General features: G+C 61.2%; 23 protein-coding genes. 17 read left to right on the top strand and 6 right to left on the bottom strand.

Going from position 1 to position 25,954, the window contains the following annotated elements:
• The first annotated feature begins 248 nt into the window (after positions 1–248).
• The 7 genes from E4Z66_RS14090 (at position 249) to E4Z66_RS14060 (ending at position 7,416) form a co-directional block, all read left to right on the top strand.
• Complete coding sequence (locus tag E4Z66_RS14090; RefSeq protein WP_136463649.1) at positions 249–1,325, top strand: hypothetical protein; 1,077 nt, start codon at positions 249–251, stop codon at positions 1,323–1,325.
• Positions 1,326–1,652: 327 nt separating this feature from the next.
• Entirely contained in the window at positions 1,653–1,868 is a 216-nt protein-coding gene (locus E4Z66_RS14085) for a hypothetical protein (protein WP_136463648.1), read from the top strand.
• Positions 1,865–2,980 carry a hypothetical protein gene (locus E4Z66_RS14080; RefSeq protein WP_136463647.1) on the top strand — a complete coding sequence of 372 codons (1,116 nt, stop codon included), beginning with the start codon at positions 1,865–1,867 and terminating at the stop codon, positions 2,978–2,980. The genes E4Z66_RS14085 and E4Z66_RS14080 overlap by 4 nt, the downstream gene beginning before the upstream one ends.
• 84 nt (positions 2,981–3,064) lie before the next feature.
• Positions 3,065–5,002, top strand: coding sequence for an AAA family ATPase (locus tag E4Z66_RS14075; protein WP_136463646.1), 1,938 nt, complete (start codon positions 3,065–3,067; stop codon positions 5,000–5,002).
• Positions 5,003–5,141: 139 nt separating this feature from the next.
• Positions 5,142–6,485 carry a DUF6638 family protein gene (locus E4Z66_RS14070; RefSeq protein WP_136463645.1) on the top strand — a complete coding sequence of 448 codons (1,344 nt, stop codon included), beginning with the start codon at positions 5,142–5,144 and terminating at the stop codon, positions 6,483–6,485.
• Position 6,486: 1 nt separating this feature from the next.
• Positions 6,487–6,750 carry a hypothetical protein gene (locus E4Z66_RS14065; RefSeq protein WP_136463644.1) on the top strand — a complete coding sequence of 88 codons (264 nt, stop codon included), beginning with the start codon at positions 6,487–6,489 and terminating at the stop codon, positions 6,748–6,750.
• Between the two features lie 15 nt (positions 6,751–6,765).
• Complete coding sequence (locus E4Z66_RS14060) at positions 6,766–7,416, top strand: DUF1523 family protein (RefSeq protein ID WP_136463643.1); 651 nt, start codon at positions 6,766–6,768, stop codon at positions 7,414–7,416.
• 60 nt (positions 7,417–7,476) lie between these two features.
• Here E4Z66_RS14060 and E4Z66_RS14055 read toward each other — a convergent pair whose 3' ends face one another.
• Positions 7,477–9,054, bottom strand: coding sequence for a DUF5928 domain-containing protein (locus E4Z66_RS14055; RefSeq protein ID WP_136463642.1), 1,578 nt, complete (start codon positions 9,052–9,054; stop codon positions 7,477–7,479).
• Positions 9,055–9,197: 143 nt separating this feature from the next.
• Here E4Z66_RS14055 and E4Z66_RS14050 point away from each other — a divergent pair, with 143 nt between their 5' ends.
• Entirely contained in the window at positions 9,198–10,016 is an 819-nt protein-coding gene (locus tag E4Z66_RS14050) for a sulfotransferase family protein (protein WP_136463641.1), read from the top strand.
• A 107-nt stretch (positions 10,017–10,123) separates the two neighbouring features.
• Here E4Z66_RS14050 and E4Z66_RS14045 read toward each other — a convergent pair whose 3' ends face one another.
• A complete protein-coding gene (locus E4Z66_RS14045; RefSeq protein WP_136463640.1) occupies positions 10,124–11,356 on the bottom strand; it encodes a lytic murein transglycosylase in 1,233 nt (410 codons plus the stop codon).
• A 102-nt stretch (positions 11,357–11,458) separates the two neighbouring features.
• On the opposite strand from E4Z66_RS14045, the gene smpB reads away from it, so the two are divergent.
• Positions 11,459–11,935 carry an SsrA-binding protein SmpB gene (gene smpB, locus E4Z66_RS14040; RefSeq protein WP_136463639.1) on the top strand — a complete coding sequence of 159 codons (477 nt, stop codon included), beginning with the start codon at positions 11,459–11,461 and terminating at the stop codon, positions 11,933–11,935.
• Positions 11,936–11,998: 63 nt separating this feature from the next.
• Here smpB and E4Z66_RS14035 read toward each other — a convergent pair whose 3' ends face one another.
• Positions 11,999–13,714: a glycosyl hydrolase 108 family protein gene (locus E4Z66_RS14035; RefSeq protein ID WP_136463638.1), complete on the bottom strand. Its 1,716-nt coding sequence runs from the start codon at positions 13,712–13,714 to the stop codon at positions 11,999–12,001.
• Between the two features lie 316 nt (positions 13,715–14,030).
• Between E4Z66_RS14035 and E4Z66_RS14030 the strand changes: the two genes are divergently transcribed.
• The 4 genes from E4Z66_RS14030 to E4Z66_RS14015 all read left to right on the top strand — a co-directional run bounded on the left by E4Z66_RS14030 (position 14,031) and on the right by E4Z66_RS14015 (position 17,226).
• On the top strand, positions 14,031–14,306 hold the full coding sequence (locus tag E4Z66_RS14030; protein ID WP_136463637.1) for a hypothetical protein: 276 nt from the start codon (positions 14,031–14,033) through the stop codon (positions 14,304–14,306).
• A gap of 170 nt (positions 14,307–14,476) precedes the next feature.
• On the top strand, positions 14,477–15,331 hold the full coding sequence (gene sseA, locus E4Z66_RS14025; RefSeq protein ID WP_136463636.1) for a 3-mercaptopyruvate sulfurtransferase: 855 nt from the start codon (positions 14,477–14,479) through the stop codon (positions 15,329–15,331).
• Entirely contained in the window at positions 15,331–16,515 is a 1,185-nt protein-coding gene (locus E4Z66_RS14020) for an amino acid aminotransferase (protein WP_136463635.1), read from the top strand. Before sseA ends, E4Z66_RS14020 begins: the two co-directional genes overlap by 1 nt.
• Positions 16,516–16,626: 111 nt before the next feature.
• Entirely contained in the window at positions 16,627–17,226 is a 600-nt protein-coding gene (locus E4Z66_RS14015; RefSeq protein WP_136463634.1) for an SDR family oxidoreductase, read from the top strand.
• 79 nt (positions 17,227–17,305) lie between these two features.
• On the opposite strand, the gene E4Z66_RS14010 is transcribed toward E4Z66_RS14015, so the two are convergent.
• A complete protein-coding gene (locus E4Z66_RS14010) occupies positions 17,306–18,619 on the bottom strand; it encodes an ammonium transporter (RefSeq protein ID WP_136463633.1) in 1,314 nt (437 codons plus the stop codon).
• Positions 18,620–18,654: 35 nt separating this feature from the next.
• On the bottom strand, positions 18,655–18,993 hold the full coding sequence (locus tag E4Z66_RS14005) for a P-II family nitrogen regulator (protein WP_136463632.1): 339 nt from the start codon (positions 18,991–18,993) through the stop codon (positions 18,655–18,657).
• 262 nt (positions 18,994–19,255) lie between these two features.
• On the opposite strand from E4Z66_RS14005, the gene E4Z66_RS14000 reads away from it, so the two are divergent.
• Positions 19,256–21,448: a transglycosylase domain-containing protein gene (locus tag E4Z66_RS14000; protein WP_136463631.1), complete on the top strand. Its 2,193-nt coding sequence runs from the start codon at positions 19,256–19,258 to the stop codon at positions 21,446–21,448.
• 18 nt (positions 21,449–21,466) lie between these two features.
• On the opposite strand, the gene hrpB is transcribed toward E4Z66_RS14000, so the two are convergent.
• A complete protein-coding gene (hrpB, locus tag E4Z66_RS13995; RefSeq protein WP_136463630.1) occupies positions 21,467–23,869 on the bottom strand; it encodes an ATP-dependent helicase HrpB in 2,403 nt (800 codons plus the stop codon).
• Positions 23,870–24,030: 161 nt separating this feature from the next.
• On the opposite strand from hrpB, the gene meaB reads away from it, so the two are divergent.
• The 3 genes from meaB to E4Z66_RS13980 all read left to right on the top strand — a co-directional run bounded on the left by meaB (position 24,031) and on the right by E4Z66_RS13980 (position 25,947).
• Positions 24,031–25,011, top strand: coding sequence for a methylmalonyl Co-A mutase-associated GTPase MeaB (gene meaB / locus E4Z66_RS13990; protein WP_136463629.1), 981 nt, complete (start codon positions 24,031–24,033; stop codon positions 25,009–25,011).
• 134 nt (positions 25,012–25,145) lie between these two features.
• Positions 25,146–25,433, top strand: a complete 288-nt coding sequence (rpmB, locus tag E4Z66_RS13985) for a 50S ribosomal protein L28 (RefSeq protein ID WP_136463628.1) — start codon at positions 25,146–25,148, stop codon at positions 25,431–25,433.
• 172 nt (positions 25,434–25,605) lie between these two features.
• Positions 25,606–25,947, top strand: a complete 342-nt coding sequence (locus E4Z66_RS13980; protein WP_136463627.1) for a hypothetical protein — start codon at positions 25,606–25,608, stop codon at positions 25,945–25,947.
• Positions 25,948–25,954 lie beyond the last annotated feature (7 nt).

Below are 25,954 nucleotides of genomic sequence, written 5' to 3'. Positions count from 1 at the left end.
AAAGTCCCGGCGTACAGGATCGAAAAGCGGGCCAAGAGGTACCTCTCCCGCGACGCCATCGCCCGCGGCCCGTCCTCGCCATAGCAGACGCGCAACGCCCGCGAAAGAGCCGCCCGCTTTTGCGTGTTTTTCTTCCCATGGGTCGCCCAATTTGCGAACATTGTTGGAAAATCGACGGCGCGGATGATGTAAATGCCATTCACATTCCCTATATCCGTCGCACATGTTTGGAAAGAGGGGACGATTTAATGGCTGATTTTGACGCGCAGGTTCGGGATTCGCAGGCGCAAGTGGCGGAAGCACAGTCGAAGATCGCAGAGCTGACAAGCCGGATCGAAACAGCGCGGGCCAAAATGAAGGAAGGCGCCGATATCCAGTTCGATATCGAGAACGCCACCTTGGACGACGTGCACGCCCACACCGAAGTGATGAACGCCAATATCGCCGAACTTATCATGGGGCTTGATGATGTGACGGCGGGATTTTCCAAGGATTTCGACGAGATGCGCACGAAAACCGGCTGGGAAAGCTTCGTCGGTATCTTCGCCAAGGCCAAGTCGGATTCCATGCGGGCCGAACGTATTCGCACTGCCTCCATCGATGACAAGCTGCAAGATCTCATCGCCAAGTCCGATACGATTGTGAAACTGCTGCAAGGTCAGCTTGACGTGCTGGAAGGCGAGAAGGTCAAGGTCGGCATCAACCTGACCGAAACGCTGGATGAGCGCGAATTCACGGTCAAGGAGCTGGCGGATCTGCAGGACCAGATCAAGGCGATGGATCCCAAGATCATTGCGCTGGAAAACCAGATCGCCTCTGAAACCGATGCGGCCAAGCGCACCGCGTTGGAGACGCAGCTTGCGGATGTGAACAAGCAATATAACGAGATGGTGCAACAAGAGCAGGTCAAACTGGCCAAATCGCAAACGCTTGGGCGCTATATCGAAAAGGGCAAGACTTGGGTCGACAGCTTGCAGAACCAGGCGGCGACGCAGATGGTGCTGATCAACAAGCTGCAAACAGACACGCAGCAGCGGGTCGTGCTTTATGATGCGCTGACGAAATCCTTGAAAACGGCGCAGCAGCAGGACGTGGCGCACCGGATCAACGAGATCGGCGTCAAGACGGATCAAGAGGCGCAATCCGCCATGGCCGGGATCGGCGCTGCGACCAACCAGAAAATGGCCGACATGATGGAAGCGCATGAGGACCAGATGGTCTTTGCCCGTGACGTGCTGGAAGCCAAGGCCAAGGCCGACGAACGCTTTGCCCGCCGGTTTGAAGATATCGTGAAAAAGCACGACGCAAATGCGTATGGAGGGTAGCGGCGTCCCAGGAGCGCTCTGAAAGGTGCGTTTAGGCCGACGATGGGCGGAGCGCTAAAGACGAGAAAGCAGGAAAGAATGAAACATGAGTATCGGAACTCTTCTGATCTTCGTTTCTGTTCTGTGGATCGTCGCCGGGACCACTGGACTGGTTCTGTTGGGTAAGACGAAGAAGGGTGGCCGGGCTTGAAGCCAGAAAGCTTGTTTGAACGACCAAAGCCGTTGAGGGTAAAAAGCCTGAACGAGTTGGGGGCTGACTTTAAGCCGCGATGGGTACGATTAAGGCGGTACACTTGGGCCGGGCTTGCGTTTGCTCAAGTGGTCTGGATGGCGCTTCTTTTCAACGGTTCGCAGGTTGCCAATCTTGTGGCTATCACGATGAGCTTTCTGGGTATCCCTTTCATCATGTTTGCTGTGTACCCGCGTTCCACCTTCGCGGCATTCGGAGTTTTGGGGCGCTGGTTTCCCAGGTTTGCGGTGTGGCATGCGAGGCAGGAAACGAATTATGAATTCGATCTCGATTGGGACGAAAAACGCAGATGACTGATCCCGCCAATTCCGCTGGCCTGACCGACCTCTTCGCTTCGCGCCGCTATTTCCGCAAGTTCGAAACGGTGATGGGCCACATGGCGCGTGTCGCCGGCGTGATGGAGACCGAAGGCGATCTGAGCCGGGAGGAGGTCAAGCTGCTGGTGCGCTATGCGACGGCGCTGACGTTTACCTTCCGGGCGCTCAGCCTCAAATACCTGCTGGTGGGTCGGGATACCGGACGGTTCTTCGGCTCGCTCGCCATCGACAGGACGGAAAGCGGTTTCCCGACGGCGACGGAAATCCTGACGATGGGACATGATGCGCTTCAGGCCGACACGCATCTGGCCGGAGCGCCGTCGGTCGCCGATCTCAAACGGCAGATGGTCGATGTCATCATCGGTGAACGCAAAGTGCCGACCAAGCTGCAATTCGCGCTGTCGCAGCGGCTGTATTATGAGGAGTTGCAGAAGGGCCAACTGTTCTGGGCGCGCAATGATCCAAGCCTTCAATGGTTGGGCAATCTGGGCGAGGACCGGCGCAGGTTTTTGATCCACTGGGCGGTCTGGGACAGCCAGTTGAATCTGCCGGTCATCTATTTGATGGAATGCGAGGACACCGGTCGCACTCCGCTGCCCAAAGACCAGCGCCGCTGGCCCGAGGCGCAAGCCCATTTGATGGCGCAAAGCCTTGGTGCGCTCAAACTGGTTACAATCGCCAAGGGGTTCGACGAGGATTTTGACGACTTGCATCCTAAGCGATTGCGACGGCTTCATGTCGGTCCGCTGTATTCCTCGGCCTTTACGGCGCAATCCGGCCCACTGGGCGAGGTGCTGAGCGCGGCGAAGGCCCCTGTTGGGCAAGATTGGGCGCTGGTGTGGACCGAAGAGGATTTGCAGTCCGAGCGCGTCGTCGAAGAACGTGCCGGTTGGTTTTCGAAAGTGGAGCGCGAAATTTTCGCGCTGGATCCGTTCTCTGGCCGCGGCGCGGAAACGGGAACGACGCGCATGCAGCGATCGATCATTTTGCCCGCGCGTCCGTTTCAGGTGCTTAGTGAATTGAACCCGTCGGGTTTCGATACCGTGCGCAAATATGTGGTGAGCGGATCGCGTGTGCTGCGGTATTGACGCCTCCGGCGGGAGTATTTGGGGAACAATGAATGCAAGCGGAGTGGCGGCGATGGGCCGGCTTGCAAAGGCAATGAGGGTGGAATGACCGAAACGGCGAATGAGATGGAACTGCGCGAGGCGGAGATCGTCAAGCATTACCCGATGGCGCTGGCTTTGCTTCAGGGGTTTGACCATGCGCCGCGGATCGGTAAGGCCGTGGCTGCGGTGCCGGAGCCGGAACGCTCTGCCGGGATTGGCACGCGGCGCAGGTTTCGCAGTACGACGCCGGGTCTGGTGACGCGGCGCACGGTTCCCGTTGGCGCGGTGCAGTTGGTGAACCGGATCGAGGGGGCCGACGAGGACGACGCGCTTGTCTCCCCCCTGCAGGCGACGGTGCTGAACGTATTGCGGCGCGCTTTGGCGATTTCTCTGGCGGTGGCGGAGGCCTATGCGGAGACTTCCGGGCTGGGCGATCTCAAACGGGACAATCTGGAAGGGCATCTGGCGCAGAACCGGCGGACCGAATTTACCGAATTGCTGGCGGCGGAGGCTTTGGTCACGCTGCATGTTTTTGCCAATGCGACGGCCTTCCTGATCGCCCCGCATCTGAGCGAGGTGACGGTTGAGCTAGGCGAGTTCGATGAGCTGTTGACCGATAATGGTCAAACCGCTTTGCATGGCGCGCTTTGGGCGCTGGATCAGGCGGTGGCGGCACATGCGCCTGAGGATGCGCAACTGGTGGCGGTGGTCGCGGCCTTTGCGGAAACGGTCATGGAGAAGGTTGCGCTGCGCGCCCAATCGGCAGAGCGTCTGGGTCCGTTCGAGACGGCAAGGTGGCGGGTGGAGGCAGATGATCTGCCGATTGCCGGGTTCGTCCCGGCGACCAAGGCGAAATCCTCTACGCTGACGATGACCTTCAAGAAGCCCAACGAGGTGGTCGGCAACCACATCGCGAAGTATCAGGCGATGCGGCTCGCCAAGATGATCATGGCCTATGATTTTGATCGGCGGCTGAACCCCTTTGTGGAGCTGGGTGGGTTCATCCTTACCTTCATGGGGGATGGTATGCCGGGGACGGGCAAGACCACGCTGATCCAGATGATGGCAGGCCTGATCAACGAGTATTGTTTGAATGCGGGCTATCCGTTTCGCTATCAGAACCTGTCGACGGACAATATCGACAGCTATCAGGGCAAATCGGGGCAGAACGCCAAGGCCTTTATCAACAACGTGCTGGACCCGTCGGTCATTGGTTTTGGCACGATTGACGATATTGACCAGTTGGCCGGCAAGCGCGGAGATCGGCAGTCATCTTCGGGGCAGTTGGAAATTACCGCCGTGTTGATGGAGAGTTTCGCCGGTGCCAATACCGTGGTGCGGGGCAATTGCACTTTTGGGATGTTCTCCAACTATCCGGAGAATGTGGACGATGCGTTGCGCCAGCGGGCGGGGGCGCGGTTCCTTGTGGACGGTCCGCAGACGCGGGAGGATTATGTCGATATCCTTGCGCTGTTGATGGGCAAGAACCACGATATTCCGTTGGGCGATCATGAGCTTTACGCGGCGCAAGAGATCAAGCGCGCGGTTGCCAAGAGCTTTGACGGGCATGCGCGGCCTCACGAAGAGGGGCTGGTCAGGGTGTTCGATGAGGTCGCAGCGCGGGTTGGGGCGCTCGACACGATTGCCAAGCTGGGCGCCTACCTCAAGGCCATTCAGGAGGCGGACCCCCGGTTCACCGGGCGGGCGATCAAGAATATCACCGATGCGGTGAAGGTCCGCGCGATGGATTTCGAGCTGCCCGATGACTGGATGGAAGAGCCTGATCTGTTCCTGTTCAAGCCGTATGACGAAAAGCTGGGCATGATCGCGGAGCTGCGTCAGCCGATCACGGTGGATATGGTCGTGCAGGAGATCAACCGCTATGCCGATAGTGAGTTCCGGTATGCTGACAAGTCTGACGAGGTCGCGATCGATGGGATGGTGCGGGACATGCAACGTTCTGCCGAGGCGAAGAAACGGTATCTGGAGGGCGGCGGATGAAGCGCGCACGCGCATTTGGCGCGGTCGGATTTGAGTATTTGAGGAACAATGAAGCGGACTTGGTCATGGCGCGGCGGGCTTTGCCACGTTTGGGTTCGATCGGGTCGGCCGGGTCATCTGATCTGCGCGGAGCGCTGCGATGAAGCGTCTTATCCAGAAAGGCCTGATGTTCGGCAATCTGATCCATGTGGCGAGCCCCGCGATGGTGGAGCGGTATAATCGCGCGTTGGAGCATCTGACCGGCAAGCGCACGGCGCTGATGGATTTCTACATCGATATTTCCGGGTTTTCCCCGGAGATCGGGCTGGAGCTTGAGGATGAGCTTTATCTTAATCATGCGGGGGTGAACCGGCAGTTCATTCTGCTCACGACGGAGCAAAAGAAAGCGCCGCTCCTCAATGCGAAATTCTCGACCTCGCGCACGATCTTGCGGCATTTCATTGAAGAGAACGAGCCAGAGCTCTTTGCCTTGACGGCGCGGGATGCGGTGGCGGGGGAGTTGGTGAATTCCGTCTATACGATCACCAGCCCGCGCAAATTGTTCGATATCCGCAAGATCACAATCGATGCCGATACAACGCAGGGGACGGTGACCCATGCGCATACATTGGGGGCCAAGGTCGATCGGTTTCTCAAGGAAGAGGAGGCCTGGTTCGACGATGTGCTGATCGGCGAGATGATCCAGCTTGCCGAAAAGACCGGGGATGTGACGCGCAATCCGGTGCGGCTGAAGCACATGGAGTTCGAGCAGGGCAATTTCTGGACCACGCATTTCGGCCCGCTTTACGTATTTCAGGATGTGACGCACCCGGCCATTCTGACGGCGGGCGATCCGCGTATCCTTGAGGGCGTGCCGGTGCCCTATGTGTTCCATATGAGCCAGCGCAACGAGATTGCGAAGTTCTTTGATTTGAACGGGCTGGTTGAGCCGATCGTAGCGGCGCAAGGGGTCGATGCGGCCGCGATCCTGCGCCAGAAGATGGATTTCATCCTGATCGATGCGGTGGCGGGGGAGGCGACCGACCTTGATTTGCGGTCCCGCGCCGAGATGCGGCGGCTTGCGCGCACCTATGCGGACCGGTTGCCCGAGGAATTCCATGCGCTGGCCGCGCTGGTCAACTGGGCCGAAAACGGTGGGCCGTGGCCGCGGATTACATCGAAGCATCCGGCCTATTTCTACACGTTGCGGGCTGCGGACCACCCGGATGCGGACCTGATCAACATGGCGCTGGCGGAATTGTCCCCCAAGGATGTCCGGCAATTGTTCATTTGCCACAAGGACTTGTTCTATCAGACCTATGCCGCCTGGCCGGATGCCAAGAAGGCTTATGTGGCGGATTATCTTGAACGAGAGTATCAGGTGGACAAAGCGGGGGCGCGGGCGGCGATCTTTGGCCGGGAGCCGGCGATGGAAGGCGATACGCCGCCGCCCAAGGATTTGGTGACGCAAGTGGGGCCTTGGGGCGCCATCAGGAGGCGGTAGTATGTTTGCATTGGCGAGGCTGGTGGTTGTGGGGTTCGTACTGATGACCCTCGTCTATATCGTTCTTTCGCTCTATTCCCGGTCGGTGCGCCGCCGCAAGTTGAACGAGGAATGGGAAGAAGACCCGCAAGGCCCGCGCGAGGCGTTCGTCGAAGCGGGGCTGGAGGAGTATGACAGTTCGCTGCGTCGCAAGCTGATCCTTGGTGTTTATATCGTGCCGACCCTTGTGGTCGCGCTTATCATCTATCTGACTAATTTCGCCTGATCGGGAGAGAGGCACATGTCCTACGTCAAATGGTTCGTCATCCTTGTGTTCTGGATGGCTGTCGCGACTTTCTTTCACTACACGCTGCCGCAAAAAGATGTGGTGCGGATCGTGAACACCTATGAGGAGCGGCAGGATCTGCGCGACTGGACGCGGATGTTCTGGTCTGTGCCGGAGGATCAGTCAGTCGATCTGGCCAACCGAGACGTGCAGTTCATCCAAGGGGTGCGCGCGAATGGCCGACCGATCGTGTACCGCAATGAGGACACGGGCTGGAGCTGGCCGCCCTATTTCAAATTCGATACTGCGAATCTGTATACCGAAGCGAATGATGCGGTGTCTTCGAAGGACGATCCTGAATGGGTTCTGGTCACGCATTACGGATGGCGCAACGAGTTCCTGTCGATTTTTCCGAACGCGATCAGCGTGAAGCCCTTCCCCGAAGGTCCGGATGGCCGCAAGCCGATCCCGTGGGTCAATATCGTGATCCTGACGATCTTTGCGGCGATCATATATGGTATCTGGGTGCGCTGGCGCAGGTTCCGGATGAAGCGGATCGATCCGACACTGGAAGAGTGGCAGGACAATTTCGAAGCCGCGGGCGAGGCGATGGAAGATCGTCGCAACCGGTTCCGCCGTTGGCTGGATACGTGGCGGCGCAAGTAAGCGGCGCGGCGTGACCCGCCCAAAGGTATTCAGCGCGCGTCGAGGGCGCGCCCGCTCCGATCAGTCCGCGAACAGGTAATCGGATTGCGCGATCTCGCGCGCCTTGTTGGGTTCGATCGACAGGAATTCGGAAAGGGCGAGTGTGTTTTCCTCCGGCTCTGCCGCTTCCCTAAAGTGGTAGTGGTGATCGAACCCGGCATCGCGGATCATATCGCTTTCATGTTCGATATCACCGCGGATCGTTGGCAGCAGCCGTTCCAGAGTCTCGCGCTGGGTTTGCTGCCCGGCCAGACCAACGCGCATGGCGTGCCCGATCAGGTAGGAGTCGGAGAACTTGCATTCGATCTCAAGGAATTTCGTGCGGGATCGATCCGTTGCGAAGTCCTGAAGCAGATCGAGATTGGCAGGGTCCATGCACACGATCAGCCGGTCCGTTTCAAAATAGTCGAAGAGCATCCGCATCAGCGCCCGTCGGTGCCGGGTGCGCTTGCCAAGCGTCTTTTGAATACCGCCGAGATCGGGCAACTGGGTGTCTTCTTCGTTGAAGAGGTATTCGATCGTGGGGACGTTCGTGACCTGCCGCACCCGTTCCAGCAGGCGCTTTGCCACGTGCCACTTCTTGCACACGAGGATCATCAACTCGCGATCCCGTCCCAGAGAGCTTTCGGTTTCCCAGAAGCGAGAGGCAAACCGGCGTCCGATACGCCCGCGTTCCGTCAGGAACTTGAACAGGCTGCGCCCCTCATTCGAAATCTTGAAGTCAATTCCAGTCGCCGCATAAAGCAGGCCGAGCCGTCGTTTGAGATCATACGCCTCTGGGCTGACCTTGCGGGCAAAAAGGTAATCCTGACTGACCAGCAGATCGTAGTGATCGTTGTAGAACGACACCGGCATCCCGTAGTCGGAGAACATCAGGAAGGTGAGCGTGCGGGCGCGAATTTCCGTCTCTGGCACGAGGTGGCGCACAAGGGTTTGAAAGAATGTCTCGTCCGGAATCCAGGTGGTCTTGAAAAAGCGCAGCACGTCGCGGCGTTTGCGGGTGAAGGCGATCACATCCTCCACCGTGCGGCGGCGCAGGCACCACCATTGGCTGCCGATCATGACCTGGATATCGTCAGGGATTTTCCGAGTCAGGCCGAGCTTTTTCTGAAGCTCGAACATGGCATAAAACGCGCGCTTTTGCGTGCGTTCGTTGAACCAGTGGCGATAGATCAGCCGTTCTTCCTTCCATCCGGTCTTGATCCAGTCGCTTTCGAAATAGTCGAAGCTTTCGATGAAGTCGGCGTCGTTTTCGTCAAGGAAGCGATGGACATATTCGGCGGTCTTGATCGCCATGCAGTCGCCCGAGAGCATGTAGAAATGGGTGGCGCGCGGAAAGGTATCCATCGCGGTTTGCACACAGGCGAGGGTGGCTTCGACTAGGCTCCACTCCCCCCAGCCGCAGCGGATGCGGTTGCTGCAAAACGCGACCTGATGGTTATCCGCCAACGCTTCGCGAATCCGGGTGTAATCGGCCCGCGACGCAGAAGCATCGAAATGGATCGCCATGTAGTCGCCGACCGCAGTTAGCCGTTCCGCCTGCTTGATGATCGCATCGGGGTCTTTATGACACAGCAGGATATACGCGATTTTCGCCATGGACGGCCACTTGCTGCTCGCATTGCTCTTGACCATAATCTGTAATGATGAAGAGCGATTGAATAAACACGATTTATTTGCTTTTTTTGATATATAGGGCGCGTCGCGTGCAAGAACGGCGTTGATTTGAGAAGGTATCGGGTATGGGTTTTCCAGGAACGTGGATGACGACCAGCGAAAGCATGGTCTACCGGGTTGTGCCGAAATGCGCGTGTTCGACCATCGGACAGATCATGTATTTTTCCGACCATGGCGAATTTTTCGACGGCGACATCCATGACGCGCAGTCGGGGCTGCACAAATGGGCGCTGGACGAGAGCCAGCAGCCGATTTCGGACAATGTGGTGGCGCATAAGTCCTATGCCTTCACCTGCGTGCGTAACCCCTACACCCGCATCCTGAGTTCGTTCTTCGACAAGATTTGCGGTATTCAGCGCAACGGGCGGCGTTACCGTGGGAACCTTGTGCCGCTTTTGATCCAGAAATACGGGATCGAGGTGGGCGGCGAGGACGGCAAGGAAGAGTTCGACCAAATTCGCAGCTTCCGCCGGTTCCTTCTTTTTGCCCGCGATTCAATCCGTTGGCGCCGCCCGATGGAGCCGGACATTCACTGGTCCGCGATGTCGGGGCATGTGTCGACCTTCATCGTCAATGGCGGGCGCTACGACAAGATTTTCTGGACCGAAGCGTTCAATGACGGAATGGCGCAGGTGCTGGACGCGGTCGAGACGCCTGTTGCCGTCGATCTGGACAATATTCCCCGGTTCAACGAGAGCGAAGGGCACGGTCCGAAACGCGCGCACCCGGTCGAGGATTATTTCGACGATCTGTCGATGCATCTGGTCTATGAAATCTACAAACGCGATTTCGATCTGTTCAAATACGATTTCGCGGACCCGTCGAACAAAATGCCGATCGGGGAGATCGATCTGGACGAGGTGCATGCCAAGCTTGGTGATTGACCGCTGTGCGGCTTGATTTCGGATCGGCTGCGCCGACCCGACAAAGGCGGGGGCGCTGCCCCCGCGCCCCCGGAGTATATCAAGAACAATGAAACCGCTGGGTGGCGTTAGCGCAGCCGTGCAAGAAGGGCTGGTGACGGTTTGCCTGTCACCGGCAGTGCGTTGGCCTGTTGGTAGGCGCGGATGGCGGTTTCGGTTTTCGACCCCAGAACGCCGTCGGCCTCGCCCGCATCGAAACCGGCGCGGGTCAGGCCGCGTTGCAGGGCTTTGCGATCGGACAGGGTGAGACCGTAGGCATCGGGCGGGAAGTTGCCCTGAATCGGTCCGCCGCCTGCGATCCGGTCGCTGAGATGTCCGATCCCCAGCGCGTAGTTTTCCGAATTGTTGTAGGTGAGCAGGGTGCCGAAATTGCGGGTGACGGCGAAAGCCGGGCCCGTCCGGCCTTGCGGGATCAGGATACCTGCGGAGCTGAGTGCGGCCATTGAGCCGCCATCGGCGCGGCGAATGCCCGCGGCCTGCAGGCTCGCGGCGCTTTGCCGGGCGTTGCGGCCAAATGGGCCGGTATAGCTTGCGGGCAGAATGACCTCTGCACCCCAGGGCAGTCCGCGTCGCCAACCGTTGCGTTGCAGGTAGGCGGCGGTGGAGGCGAGTGCATCGGTTGGGTCATTGCCCCAGATGTCGCTTCGTCCGTCGCCGTTGAAATCCACGGCGAAGGCCCGGTAGGAGGTTGGGATGAACTGGGTGTGCCCCATCGCACCGGCCCAGCTGCCGGTCATGCGGCTGGCGGATACATCGCCATCCTCGATGATTTTCAGTGCTGCGATGAGTTGTTTTTCGAAGAACGACCCGCGCCGACCATCATAGGCCAGCGTGGCCAGCGCGGAGATCACGGGCGCGTCGCCTTTGCGTTCGCCATACCGGCTTTCGAGCCCCCAGATCGCGCAGACGATGCGTGCCTCGACGCCGTATCGTGCTTCGATAGCGGAGAGGGTGCCAGACTGGCTGCGCAGCTTGGCTTTCCCGGTGGAGACCCGCGCATCGGAGGCGGCAATGGCCAGGTAGTCTTCCAGCGTGCGGGTGAATTCCGTCTGATTGCGGTCGCGCGCAATGACGGCAGGCAGATAGCCCGCGCCGCGCAGCCCCTGCGAAATGGCGCTTGAGGACACGCCTGCCGCCGCAGCCCGGCCCCGGAACCCGCTGAGCCATGCATCGAATCCGAGATTGGCCGCTTTGCGCCATGCGGTTTGCCCGCCGCTGCCGCCCGTTGGTGCCCCCGGTACGCATCCGCCAATCGCCAATGCCCCTGTCGCTGCGATAAAGCCGCGTCTTGAAATCGTCATGGATTTTGTTCCTGCCCTGTTTGCCGCTATCCTGCCGTGACCTGCGGCGCTGGGCAAGGCGGAGCTTGCAAGCTGGCAAGGCTCTGCTTAGGTACACATCCCATGGCCAAACCCAAGACTGATCCGAATTACAAGGTTATCGCGGAAAACCGCCGCGCCCGCTTCGATTATGCGATCGAAGAGGATATCGAGTGCGGCATCGTCCTTGAGGGCTCCGAGGTGAAATCGCTGCGTGTCAACTCTGCCAATATCGCCGAAAGCTATGCGATGGTGGAGGATGGCGAGTTGTGGCTGACCAACAGCTATATCGCACCTTATGAGCAGGCCAAGACCTTCGGTCATGAAGAGCGGCGCAAGCGCAAGCTGCTGGTGAGCCGGAAGGAATTGGCGCATCTGTGGAACATGACCCAGCGCAAGGGCATGACCATCGTGCCCCTGGTCATGTATTTCAACCATCGCGGCAAGGTGAAGCTGAAGATCGGTATCGCCAAGGGTAAGAAGCTGCATGACAAGCGCGAGACCAGTGCAAAGCGGGACTGGAACCGCCAGAAGTCGCGGCTCCTCAAGGAACATAGCTGACAGGGGCCTCGCGCGCGTGGTGGCCCAGACCGCGCGCCATAAGTCCGGTGCCGATCTGCCGCGTTAGGCCAGACCAGTGCGTACGTCGCGGATCGCCTTGTCGACCTTTCCAAGAAAGCCCCAACCGGTAAAGATCGTCAGCAGCGTGAAGATGATCGTTTGGCTGTCCCCGTCGAGCAGTTCGGTCAGTTGCGGCGAGCCGGGCGCTTGCAGCCCCAGTTCCGGGATGACCGCCGCCGCGATCAGGCCGGCAATGCCGATCACCGACTTCTTGCCGTCCAGCAGCCGCCCCACGGTCTGACCCAATGCGGCGTTGACCGGGGTCAGCACCTTTTTGACCTGCGCGCGCGGGTCGATCGTATCGGGGTCGATCAGTTCAAGGTCCAGCTTGTCCTCCAGCAGGGCGCGCAGCATTGCCTTGGAGCGGCGCTGCGAATCGCCTTCTGCGACGTCTTTCTTCAGCGCCTTGCCCAGCACGGCGCCCAGCACCGCGCTTTTGCCGCCGGTTGCCCCGGCCAGCGCAATCCGCAGCAGATCGTCGCCGTCAATGTCGAGCCTTCTGTCGGAAATCTTCATGACCGTTTTCGGGCGCAGGCCCGCTCCTTGTGGCAATGTATCAACAAAACTGCGCAGGGCGGTCAGTCGGTTCAGCCAGCCTGCGCCAAAATGTTCGAAGTCTTCATGCGCGCGGAAATAGGCGTCTTGCAGGTCCATGAAGGCCGTGGCCAGAACGCTCGCATCGGTTTGGCGAATGGCGGTCACGGTGATCCGTCCAAGGATGCCGTCGATTTCCAACGGCTCACCGTCAGCGGTCATGCCCAGATCGTTGAAGGCCGCTTGCAGCATCATCACGGCACGCTTGGGCCCGTGCAGAACCGCCGCGTTATACAGCACCATGGCGGACCGATCCGGCAGCTCGCCGCAGCGGCACAGGTTATAGTAATTGGTCCGCAGGATCGCATCGGCTTCGGCGCGGGTCAGGTTGCGCACATCCTCGACCGTGACATCGGTTTTGCGCCACGCCGACAAGGTGGCCTGCGTAACCCCCATATTCGTGGCCCCGCCCGCGTCATGCGGGTTGTCGACAAAGCCGCCTTCCCATTGGCGAATGAACGCATGCAGTTTTTGGAACCGCGCGTCGTCCTGTGCGCCTTCCACCGCCAGCGCGGGCCCGCTGGTCGAGATATGAACCGTGCCCGCTTCGGCCTCCATCTGCGCGACAAGTTCGTCATCCAGACCCGGACGTTCGGGCGTGGCATCGGGCTTGGGCGGCGCGCCGCTGCCTTCCCAATTGTCGATCAGCGTGGCCAGACACTCCGCCCAGACGCCATCACCGCCCTCGGGGTACTTGCCCTTGCGCAAGTCTCGCGCCGATACGCCGATCAGCTGGATATGCGGTTTTTCGATCAGCTTGCCCGCCTTGTTGAACAGTGGGGTCATCCCGTGTTCCTTGGCCAGTTCGTGCATCCGCGTCCACTTTTTCGCATTCGCGCCGGTGTCGTTCCAGCTCCATCTGCCATTGCGGTCCTTCAGCACGAAATCCACGGCCAGCCCGTATTGATGGATGGAGCCCCAGCCCCGCACCCAAGTTACTTTCGGACCGGGCTTGTTCCGGCCCTTGGCAAACAGGATTTCTTGCCGCTCAGGGCTGCGAAACGCTTCGAATACCTCGAACCGGATACCTTCGTCGTTCAGCTTGTCCCGTATCGCCTGAACCTTGTCGCGGATCGCGGGATGAAGGCGGGAAATATCGCCATCGCGTGCGCTTGAATTGCTCATCGGATCGCTTTCTGCAATGTCGTCCGCCCCAAAGAAAATCTGGACATCCAGCGGCGCGGAGATGTGGAAAAAAACGGCTCAAATAAAACTCGCTATGCGAGAATGTTACCTCTTAACCGGAAAAAAGTACACAAGGCGGAAGGGCGGGAATTCCATACCCTGCGGGCTGGCCCCGCGCGATGCCGGGGGAAATCCCCCTGCTTTTTCCCGTTTAGATGGGTCTTGCCGCGCTTTAGATCGATCATGTGGCGGTGGGGCTGGTTTGACGGCCCAGCGATCCGGCGCGTGATGAAAACGATTTACGGGGGAATGGTTCATGGAATTGATTATCAGCCTGATCGCAGGGGCCTTGGGCGGGAATGTCGCCGGGGGGCTTGCAAAAAGCATCAACCAAGGCGCGCTGGTCAACTCGATCGCCGGCATTGTCGGCGGTGGCTTGGGCGGTACGATCCTTGGTGCGCTGGGCATGGGTGACGTGGCGGGCGGTGGGCTCGACCTTGCGGGCATCCTTGGCCAAGTCGTCGGTGGCGGTGCCGGTGGTGGCGCTTTGCTTGCCATTGTCGGCCTTGTGCGCAACGCAATCGCCAAATAACGACTTACGATCGGGTCGCCATCTGGTTGTGGTTGCCCTGATCGTAGGCGAGGCCGGATCCGGGATGCTCCGGCTTCGCCAACTCTGTGCTGTCTTTACAGCGTCGCCCGCTCTTGCACCCTTGGTTCGTCAGGCTTAATCAGGACGAGCCTTTTCGTATGGGGGAAGAGATGTCCGACGACCCGAAAACACTGGTTTCGACCGAATGGCTGGCGGCCCATCTGAAGAACCCCGATCTGCGGATTCTGGACGGGTCTTGGTATTTGCCCGATGCCGGACGCGATCCCAAGGCCGAATATGACGCGGCCCATATTCCCAACGCGCGGTTCTTTGACATCGACGAGATTTCGGATCTCCGGTCGGATTTGCCGCATATGGCCCCAAGCCCAGAAAAGTTCACATCGCGGATGCGCGCAATGGGCGTCGGTGACGGCCATCAGGTCGTGGTTTATGACGGCGCGGGGCTGATGTCCGCGGCGCGGGTCTGGTGGCTGTTCAAGCTTATGGGCCATGACGATGTTGCGGTGCTGGATGGTGGCTTGCCCAAATGGCAGGCCGAAGGGCACCCGGTGGAGGATCTCGATCCCGTGATCCGCGACCGCCACATGGTCGTGCGGGTCCAGAACCACCTTGTGCGCGATGTGACGCAGGTCAGTCAGGCCTCCAAGCTGGGCGATGCAGAGATCGTCGATGCGCGCTCCACCGAACGATTCCGCGGCGATGCGGCAGAACCGCGTCCCGGTCTGCGCGGTGGGCATATCCCTGGCTCCAAAAGCGTGCCATTCGGTGTGCTTTTGAACCCGGATCAGACGATGAAGTCCCCGGACGATCTGCGCGCGGCCTTCGAAGCGGCTGGCGTCGATTTGTCCAAACCCGCCATCACGACCTGTGGGTCCGGCGTGACCGCCGCGATCCTTGCCCTCGCGATGGAGCGGATGGGCAAGTCAGATTGGTCCCTTTACGACGGGTCCTGGTCCGAATGGGGCCAGTTCCCGACCCTTCCCGTTGCCACCGGAGACGCATGATGTTCGAAACGCTTCAAGCCCAGCCTGCCGACAAAATCCTGATGTTGATGCAGATGTTCCGCGAAGACCCGCGCGAACAGAAGATCGACCTTGGCGTTGGCGTTTACAAGAATGCGGACGGGCAGACGCCGATCATGCGCGCCGTCAAAGCGGCCGAGAAGAAAGTCTGGGAAACGCAGGACACCAAGTCCTATACCGGGCTGGCAGGCGATCCGGCCTTTGCCGACGCGATGATCGACCTGATCCTTGCGGGTGCGGTTGCCCGCGACACGATTGCCGCCGTGGCCACACCGGGCGGCACTGGCGCGTGTCGTCAGGCGTTCGAAGCCATCAAGATGGCCCGTCCGGGCGCACGCGTCTTCGTTTCCGATCCCACATGGCCCAACCATCTGTCGATCCTGAAATACCTCGGGATGGAAGTCGTGCCCTATCGCTATTTCGATGGGGAAACGCGCGGCGTCGACATTGCGGGTATGCTGGAAGACATCGGCAAAGCGGGGCCGGGCGATGTCGTGCTGCTGCATGGCTGCTGCCACAACCCGACCGGGGCGAACCCGAACTCTGCCGATTGGGATGCGATCATCGCGTCCTTGCAGAACAGCGGCGCCACCGCGATGGTCGATATCGCGTATCAAGGCTTTGGCGACGGGCTGGAAGAAGACGCGGCCGCAACCCGTAAACTGGCCGCCGCGCTGCCCGAATTGCTGATCGCGGCAAGCTGTTCCAAGAATTTCGGCGTTTACCGCGAACGTACCGGCCTGCTGATGCTGATCGCGCAGGACACGGGCGCGAAGGCGCTTAACCAAGGGACATTGGCCTTCCTGAACCGCCAGAATTATTCCTTCCCGCCCGATCACGGTGCGCGGATCGTGACGGCAGTGCTGACGGATGCCGAATTGCGTGCCGACTGGCAGGCCGAACTGGAAGACGTGCGCCTGTCCATGCTGGGCCTGCGCGAAGAGCTCGCGAATGAGCTGCGGCGGCTTTCGGGCTCTGACCGGTTCGGGTTCCTGGCCCAACACCGTGGGATGTTCTCGCGGCTCGGCACCACGCCGGAGCTGGTTGAAAAACTGCGTGTGGATCACGGCATCTACATGGTTGGCGACAGCCGGATGAACATCGCCGGCCTCAACAAGCAAACCGTGCCGATTCTGGCGCAAGCGATCATCGACTGCGGTATCTGATCACGAATTCATGGAACGCTCCCGGCGCTGAGGCGTTGGCAGATTGAACCGGCGGCGGAGGTTAAGCCTTCGCCGCTTCCAATTTGTCACCCGATGAAAGGGAGAATTGCCATGAAAGTCCTCGTTGCTGGAGCCACCGGGAAAACCGGCCTGCGGGTCGTGCGTGAACTGGCCGAACAAGGCCACGAGCCAATTGCGATGGTGCGCGAAAGCTCTGACACCAGTGAATTGCCGCGAGGTGTCGCACAGCGTACCCAGGATTTGACGAACCTGTCCGATGACGCTTGTGACGGCTGCGATGCGGTGATCTTTGCCGCCGGGTCGGGCAGCAGCACCGGGCCGGAGATGACCGACAAGATCGACCGCGACGGCGCGATAGATTTGGTGGATGTGGCCAAGCAGGCGGGCGTCCAGCGCTTTGTCATGCTCAGCAGCGTCGGTGCGGACAACCCGCAGCAAGCGGGTGAGGATATGGCTCATTACCTGCAAGCCAAGCACGACGCGGATGAGTATCTGATGGGTTCTGGGCTGGACTATGCCATCCTGCGCCCCGTCGCACTGACGGAACGGGACGGGCGGCGCGATGTGCGGCTGGGCGACGATGTCGATCCGGGCGCGGAGGCTGCGCGCGGCGACGTGGCGGCGCTTTTGGCGCGGGCCGTGACCGATCCGGCCCTGTCCGGCAAGGCCGTGCTGATGCAGTCCTGCTAACCGGGCGCAAGACCGTTCTTGCAAAGAAAAAGGCCCGGGCGAAGACGCCCGGGCCAGTCATAGCCGAGAGGAAGGAGACTCAGCCGTTTGTGAATTCGGGATAGGCTTCCATCCCCAGTTCGGACATGTCGAGACCGTTGATCTCGTCCTCTTCGCTCACACGGATGCCCATGGTCGCTTTCAGGATGAACCACACGATCAGCGATGCGACGAAGGTGAACACGCCGTATGCGACGATACCTGTCAGCTGGCCTGCGATGGTTGCGTCACCGTTGTAGAAGATCACGGCGATTGTGCCCCAGATGCCTGCGAACAGGTGAACCGGGATCGCACCGACAACGTCGTCGATTTTCAGCTTGTCGAGCATCGGAACCGTCAGAACAACGATGATACCACCGATTGCACCGATCCACAGCGCACCGAAGAGCGACGGTGCCAGCGGTTCAGCGGTGATCGACACCAGACCGGCCAGCGCGCCGTTCAGCACCATGGTCAGGTCAGGCTTCTGATACAGGACTTGCGTCAGGATCAGCGCGGTTACGGCACCGGCAGCAGCTGCCATGTTGGTGTTGGCGAAGATGCGGGACACGTCGGAAACGTCACCCACGGTGCCCATTGCCAGCTGCGAGCCGCCATTGAAGCCGAACCAGCCCAGCCACAGGATGAACGTACCCAGTGTTGCCAGCGCAAGGTTGGAACCCGGCATCGGATTGACGCGGCCATCCTTGTATTTGCCCAGACGCGGACCCAGAACGATCGCACCTGCCAGAGCGGCCCAGCCACCTACGGAGTGCACAACTGTGGAACCCGCGAAGTCCTGGAAACCAGCCGCATCAAGCCAGCCGCCGCCCCATTTCCACGAACCGGAGATCGGGTACATGAAGCCTGTCAGGATGACAGTGAAGACGAGGAAGGGCCACAGTTTGATCCGCTCGGCCAGTGCGCCGGACACGATGGAGGCCGTCGCAGCAACAAACACGAGCTGGAAGAAGAAGTCGGAGCCGACAGACGCATAGTCAAGCGCAGCATCCGCAGCCGCAACACCCACCGGGTCAAGCACGGTGATGTTGAAGAAGCCGCCGACATAGCCGTTGAAGTCGCCCGGATACATCAGGTTGAAGCCGACGAGCCAGTACATGATCGCCGCGATGGAGAAGAGCGCGATGTTCTTGGTCATCTGCATGGTCACGTTCTTGGAACGCACCAGACCTCCTTCCAGCATGGCAAAGCCCGCAGCCATGAAGAAGACGAGGAAGCCGGCCATGCAGAACAGCAGGGTCGTCATGATATAGGGTCCGATCTCGTCGAACCCAGGCGCCGCGTCCTGAGCGAATGCTGCGAAAGGCAGCACCGACAAGGCTGCGGCAGCGGTAAGCGTTTTCAAAGATTTCATTTGTTTGGTCATCCCTTGGTCCCGTGAGGCGCGGTTTAGAGCGCGTCTTCGTTTGTTTCGCCCGTACGCACGCGGATCGCTTGTTCCACGTCGAGCACAAAAATCTTGCCGTCGCCGATCTTGCCGGTCTGGGCCGTCTTTGTGATGGTTTCAGCGATCTGGTCTGCCATCGTGGCGGGAACCACGACTTCGATTTTGATTTTCGGCACGAAGTTCACGGCGTATTCGGCACCGCGATAGATTTCCGTATGCCCCGACTGCGAGCCGAAGCCCTTGATTTCGGTCACCATCATGCCCCGCACGCCGGCTTCGGTCAGTGCTTCGCGCACTTCCTCCAGCTTGAACGGTTTGATTGTCGCTATGATCAGTTTCACCCTGTTCCCCTCTGGTTAACTATCTCTCGCAGCACGTGCTGCGCCTTGGCCGTTGCAGAAAACTCCAAACGGCGAAGAAGGGGGGAGTGCAGTCGCGTAAATTGCCGCAAATTTGCTAGGCATATGCCTAAAATTTACGCTGTATATGGCGTGTGCTCAAATTTTGGGCGGTGTGAAAACGTGATCTTGGGCCGCGCTCTCTCAACATCCGGCCCAACACGGGCTATATTACCCAAAACAACGGGCCGGGCAGGGGTCTTTCATGAGTGATTCATCGCGCGGCAAGAAGCCGCTCGTGGCCGACAGGCGCTATTCCAAGAAAGCGGCGGCGAAAAAGAAACCGGCTGGCAAGACAAAGCGCCGGAAAGCAACGCGCACGCCGCGCCGTGGCGGCATTGTCGGGTTTTTCCGTTTTGTCATCGGTTGGGTTCTGCGACTGATCTGGAAGATCGTCTGGCGGACCGGAGTGCTGGTCGCCATCGTTCTTGGGCTGCTGGTGGGCTACAACTACACTTCCCTGCCTCCTGTCGAAAAGCTGCTGGACGGGCGGGCGCGCGGATCGGTGACGCTTTTGGATCGGGACGGCGCAGTGTTCGCGTGGCGCGGCGACCAATATGGCGGCGCGGTCACTGCCGATAGTGTCAGCCCCCATCTCAAGAACGCGGTCATCGCGACCGAGGACAAACGCTTTTACCGCCATTTCGGTGTCAGCCCGCGCGGCATCGCCAGCGCCGTGCGCATCAACCTGAGCGAGGGGCGCGGCCCGCTTTCCGGGCATGGCGGTTCCACCATCACCCAGCAGACGGCCAAACTGCTTTGCCTTGGGCGGGAGTTCGACCCGGCCGAGTGGAAAAGCGAAAAGGAATACGTCGCGGATTGCCGCCGTGGGTCCGTTCAGCGCAAGGCGGAAGAGGCGATCTATGCGCTTGCGATGGAGTTGAAGTATTCCAAGAACGAGATCCTCTCGATCTATCTGAACCGCGCCTACTTTGGGGGCGGCGCGTATGGGGCCGAAGCCGCAACGCAGCGCTATTTCGGGAAGCCGGCCAACGCGGCCAACCCGGCAGAGGCGGCAATGCTTGCGGGCCTGCTGACAGCGCCGTCTGCCTTGGCGCCGACCTCTGATATCGAACGGTCGCAAGCGCGGGCGGCCACTGTACTGCGTCTGATGCGCGAACAGGGCTATATCAGCGCCGCGCAGGAGCAGACCTTTCAGGACAACCCCGCGACCCTGTCGGAAGCCGCTGAAAAGCGCGCGGGCGGCTATTTCGCCGATTGGGTGATGTCCGATGCGCCTGAGTTCTTTACCACGACCACCGCGGATGTGGTGATCCGCACGACCTTGGATCAGCGCCTGCAAGAGGCCGCCGAAGCCGGGGTGAAGAAGGTCTTCGACGAGAAAGTTCGCCCCGGCTCCAAGGCGCAGGCTGCCGTGGTGGTGATGAGCGCCGATGGTGCGGTGCGCGCCATGGTCGGCGGGCGCAAGACCAAGGTGTCCGGCGCGTTCAACCGTGCTGTGCAGGCCAAGCGGCAAACCGGGTCGGCGTTCAAGCCCTTTGTCTATGCTGCCGCGCTGGATCTGGGCTACAGCCCTCTCGATACCGTGGTGGATGAACCTTATTGCCTGAATATCCCCGGATCGGGCGAATGGTGCCCGCGCAACTATACCAACCGGTTCTCCGGTCCTGTGACCGTGGCCGAGGCGCTCAGGGAATCGCTCAATATCCCGGCGGTGAAAATCTCCGAAGCGGTGGGCCGCGATCTGGTGCGGCAGGTGGCGGCGGCGTTCGGGCTGGACAGTGACCTTGCCGCTGGCCCGGCGCTGGCGCTAGGCGCGTCGGAAAGCACACTTCTTAATATGACCGGCGCTTATGCGGGTATCCTGAACGGCGGTTCCGCCGTGAAGCCCTATGGTCTGGTGGAACTGCGAATGGCCGGGGATGACGCGCCGCTGATGGAGGCCACAGGCGGCATCCAAGAACGCGTGATCCAGCAGCAGGCGGCACAGCAACTGGTCTGGATGATGGAAAAAGTCGTTTCCGAGGGCACCGGCGCGCGGGCGCAGTTCGGCGGCTGGCAGATCGCAGGCAAGACCGGAACGACACAAGCTGCCCGTGATGCGTGGTTCGTAGGTTTCACCGCTGATTACGTGGCGGGGGTCTGGATGGGCTATGACGACAACACGCCGCTGACCGGTGTGACCGGCGGCGGGTTGCCGGCGGAAATCTGGCGCGAGGTGATGATCGGTGTCCATGATGGTCTGGCCCCGCAGCCATTGCCGATGATGGGGCCAAGCGGGCCGTCGGGCGAAGTGTTGTATGACGAAGGGCGTCCGCCGCCGATCAGCGGGCAAGGGGGGGCGCAGAATATCCTCAACCAAGTGCTGAACGACATCTTCGGCGGCGGTGGTGGTGGCGGTGGCGGCGCACCTGCCCCGTCCGGGGCGGATCGCTAAACGGACGCGCGGCGGGGGCTATGTCCCGCGCCGTTTGGCCCGTAGGGTCGGATCGGCGGTTGTCGGGTCTTCGGGCCACGGATGTTTCGGGTAGCGCCCGCGCATGTCCTTGCGCACATCGGCATAGCTTGTGGCCCAGAAGCCCGGAATATCCATCGTGGTCTGCACTGGCCGCCCCGCCGGAGACAGCAGCGTCACACGCAGCGGCTGCCCGGCGACCTGCGGGTGACGCGTGGTGCCGAACATCTCTTGCAGCCGAACTTCGATGGTTGGCGTCTCTTCGGCGTAATTGACCGGGATATTCCGGCCCAGCGGCGTGGTCACCTGCGCGGGCGCGACCCGGTCCAGCAACTGCGTCTGTGGCCAGTCCAGCATTGCGGTCAGCGCGGGCAAGAGGTTGAAGCCTCGCCAATCCTCGGCGCTACGCATCCCGGTCACATGCGGCAGCAGCCAGTCCTCCAACCCGGTCAACAGGGCGTCATCCGACATATCCGGCAGATCATGCCCCGCTGCGCGGGCCAGCCGCACACGCGCCCGGAACCGGGCAGTGGCGGCGCTGTCGGTTATGCCAAGCTGCCGGACGCCATCCAGAAAGGCACGCGCGGCAAGGTCCGGGTCAACGTCTTTCCACGCCCGGTCCTGTAGTACGAGCGCACCGAACCGCTCCTGCTGCCGCGCGGTGACGCGGCCCTCGCGCCGGGACCATTCGCAGGCGTTCTGCCAGCCGATCTGATCGGGAAAGAGCGCCCGCAGCCCGGTTTCGGTAAGCGGCGCCGCCTGCCGGATGCGCGCCTCTCGTTGCGCGCCGTCCATATCGGTGGCGACCAGCAGGCGCAGCGTGCCCATGGCGTCGCCCTCGCGGAAATGCGCGCCCTTGCCGCCCGACAAAAGGTAGCGCGGCGCATCGCCCTTGCGGCGCAGGCCGACCCGGTCGGGATAGGCCAGCGCGGCCATTTCGCCCGGCTCCAACGGGTCTGTCTGGTGCTTTGGGGCCATCTTTTCGAGGCGGCGCGCTTCCGTTCGGATGCGGGCAAAGCCGGGCGATTTGGCACCTTCGGACAGCGCTTTGAGGCGGGCGCCGATATCCGCGCCGGCCTCTGGCAGCGGATCGCGATCCGACAGCAGCGCGGCCAGGGGCGCCGCCTGCGGTCCGGCGGTCAGCAGCATGTGACCAAGGCGCGGGTGCAGCGGAAATCCGGACAGCGCCTGCCCGTGCGGCGTGATGCGGCCGCTTGCGTCCAAAGCGCCCAGCATATGCAGCAGCGCGCGGGCCTCTGCATAGGTGCCAGCGGGGGGCTGCGTGAGGAAAGACAGCGCATCGGGGGCGTCGCCCCATGCGGCCAGTTCCAAGGCCAGCGGTGCAAGGTCAGCGGTCTCGATCTCTGCCGGGGCGAAGGCGGCCATCGCGCCTTCCTCGCCAGCGGTCCACAGCCGAAAGCAGATGCCCGGTCCGACGCGGCCCGCCCGTCCGGCGCGCTGCGTCGCCTCTGCCCGCGAGGCGCGTTCGGTGACCAGCCGCGACATGCCTGAGCCGGGATCGAACCGGGCACGCCGTGCGCGGCCCGCATCGACCACGACCGAAATATCGGGCAATGTCAGCGAGGTTTCCGCGATGGAGGTGGCCAGCACGACCTTGCGCCCCGTGTCCAAGAGGCTGGTGGCGCGGCGCTGATCCTTGAAGGGCAGGTTCCCGTAAAGCGGTAGTATCACGCAATCGGGCGGCAGGCGGCGCGTCAGCGCGGACTGGGCGCGGCGGATTTCCGGCTCCCCCGGCAGGAAGGCCAGAACGCCCCCGCTGGTCTGCGAGATCGCCTCTGCCAGCAGGTCGTGAAAGGCGGGCTCCCACCGTCCGGGGGGCAGGGGGCGCGGAAGATGGCGTATGTCGACGGGAAAGCTGCGCCCTTCCGAGGTCAGGATCGGCGCGCGCATCAGTTCGGCCACGGGCGCCGCGTCGAGCGTGGCCGACATGACCAGCAGCTTTAGATCATCCCGCAGCGCGCCGCAGACCTCAAGACAAAGCGCCAGTCCCAGATCGGCGTTGAGCGAGCGTTCGTGGAATTCGTCGAATATGACAAGGCCGACACCGGGCAGGTCCGGCTCCGATTGCAGCATCCGGGTGAGGATGCCTTCGGTCACGACCTCGATCCGGGTGGTGCGCGAAGTTTTCGCCTCGCCGCGCATCCGGTAGCCTACGATGTCGCCCACAGCTGTGCCGTGCAGGGTGGCCATACGCTCTGCCGCGTGGCGGGCGGCAAGGCGGCGCGGTTCCAATACAAGAATGCGCCCATCGACATGCGGTAACAGGTGCAGCGGCACCATCGTGGTCTTGCCCGCGCCCGGCGGCGCCTGAACCACAGCCCGGCCATGCGTGGCCAGTGCCCCGGTTATGTCGTCCAGAATGTCGGAAATCGGCAAGTCCATGCTGTTTCCTAACCAAGTGCGCCCGGCATGTGTAGGGCCCGTTTTCTGGCACAGAAAACGGACCGGAAACTGTGTCAGTTTCCGGTCGCCTGTGGCTGGATGTCCGGCCCGGCATCGGTTTCCGGCTTGCTCTTGACGCGGTGCCGCGCCATCAACGGCGTATGAATACGGAAGACCTCAAGTCCCGCCTTGTCGCTGGCGAGCGCCGTGCGCTGGCCCGTGCGATCACCTTGGTGGAAAGCGGGCGCGCGGATCACCGCGCGCAGGCGCTCGATCTGCTCGAAGCCTTGCCGAAAGACCGTCAGGCGGTGCGTATTGCCCTGTCGGGGACGCCGGGTGTCGGGAAATCGACCTTCATTGAAAGTTTCGGGTCGATGTTGACGGAACGTGGGCTGCGCGTCGCCGTGTTGGCAATCGACCCGTCCTCGGCCCGGACGGGGGGCTCCATCCTTGGGGACAAGACCCGAATGGATCGCCTGGCGCGTGATCCCAACGCCTTTATCCGCCCGTCGCCCAGCCAATCGCATCTTGGCGGGGTCGGGCGTCGTACCCGCGAAGCTGTGAGCCTGTGCGAAGCGGCCGGTTTCGACGTGGTCCTGATCGAGACCGTTGGCGTCGGCCAGTCGGAGACTGTGGCAGCCCAGCTTTCGGATGTTTTCGTGCTGCTGCTGGCCCCGGCGGGCGGCGACGAGTTGCAGGGGGTCAAACGCGGCATCATGGAGATGGCTGACCTCATCTTGGTGAATAAGGCGGATGGCGATCTTAAGCCCGTCGCGATGCGGACTTGCGCCGATTACGCCGGGGCGCTTCGTCTGCTGCGCAAGCGCCCACAGGATCCGCAGGATTATCCGCAGGCGATGATGGTGTCGGCGCTGGATCAATCGGGGCTGGAGACCGCGTGGGACGCAATGCAGACCCTTGTGGCGTGGCGCCGCTCCGAAGGCCACTGGGACCACGCGCGCGCCGCGCAGGCCCGCTATTGGCTGGCAGAGGATGTGCGGCAGGGGCTTCTGGCCCCGTTGGACAGCCCCGAAGGACGCAGATTGCTGGATGAAATGGGCGCGCGCGTGGCCGCTGCACAGACCACACCCACCGCCGCCGCGCAGTTGGTCCTGGCGCAGTTGCACGGCTCTGCCACATAACACTTGACGCGCCTTGCCGAGGCTCTTAATGACACCGAACGAGATTCCCCGGGGCGTTGCATGGCCAGCGCCCTTTGACGTTGGCAGGCTTGAGCGTTCGGACGGGCCTGCTCCGAAGAAACGAGGATAGACCCATGTCGCGTGTTTGCGAATTGACCGGTAAAGGCCCGATGACTGGCAACAATGTCAGCCACGCCAACAACAAAACCCGTCGGCGTTTTCTGCCGAACCTGAATGATGTGACCCTGCAGTCCGAAGTTCTGGGCCGTGGTGTCAAGCTGCGGATTTCCGCAAGCGCGCTGCGTTCCGTCGATCACCGCGGTGGTCTGGACGCGTATCTGCTCAAGGCAAAAGACACTGAGCTGAGCGCGAACGCACTCAAGGTCAAAAAAGAGATCGTCAAGGCGCAAGCCGCGGCCTGATCCCGACCTTCTTGCTTTTCAAGGGCCTCGCATTTCGGTGCGGGGCCTTTTCTGTTGCGGCGGTGGCGGGGGATACGCATTGTGCACTGCGCGCCAGTGTGACCCCGATGGGCCGGGACATGTGTCGTTATGGCGCTTTCTCCCGAAGGCGAGAAATGGTTAAAACCGTGCCATGAAAACGGTTCTTTCGATCCTGTTTGGCTTTGTCCTTGTGCTGACGGCGCAAGGCGCAGCGGTTGCGCGTGTCAGCGCACCTGCGGATGGGCAGATCGTGCTTTGCACCGGCCATGGGACGTCCGTGATCTATGTGGATGCCGATGGGCGTCCGACCAGCCCACCACAACTTTGCTTTGATGCCGCCCAGGCGCTTTTCGTCGCGCTCAGCGTGCAGATGCCCGACATGCAGGCACCGTCCGGTATTGTCGCATTCGATCCGATTCCGGTCCGACTGGCCGTTGTTTCCATTGATGTAACGTCACCGCAGGCACGGGGACCGCCGCCTGTGTTTGGCTGACCCCAGA

It is taken from the genome of Aliishimia ponticola (assembly GCF_004803475.1).
Classification (GTDB): Bacteria; Pseudomonadota; Alphaproteobacteria; order Rhodobacterales; family Rhodobacteraceae; genus Aliishimia; species Aliishimia ponticola.
This window is presented reverse-complemented; position numbering and strand designations above follow the sequence as displayed.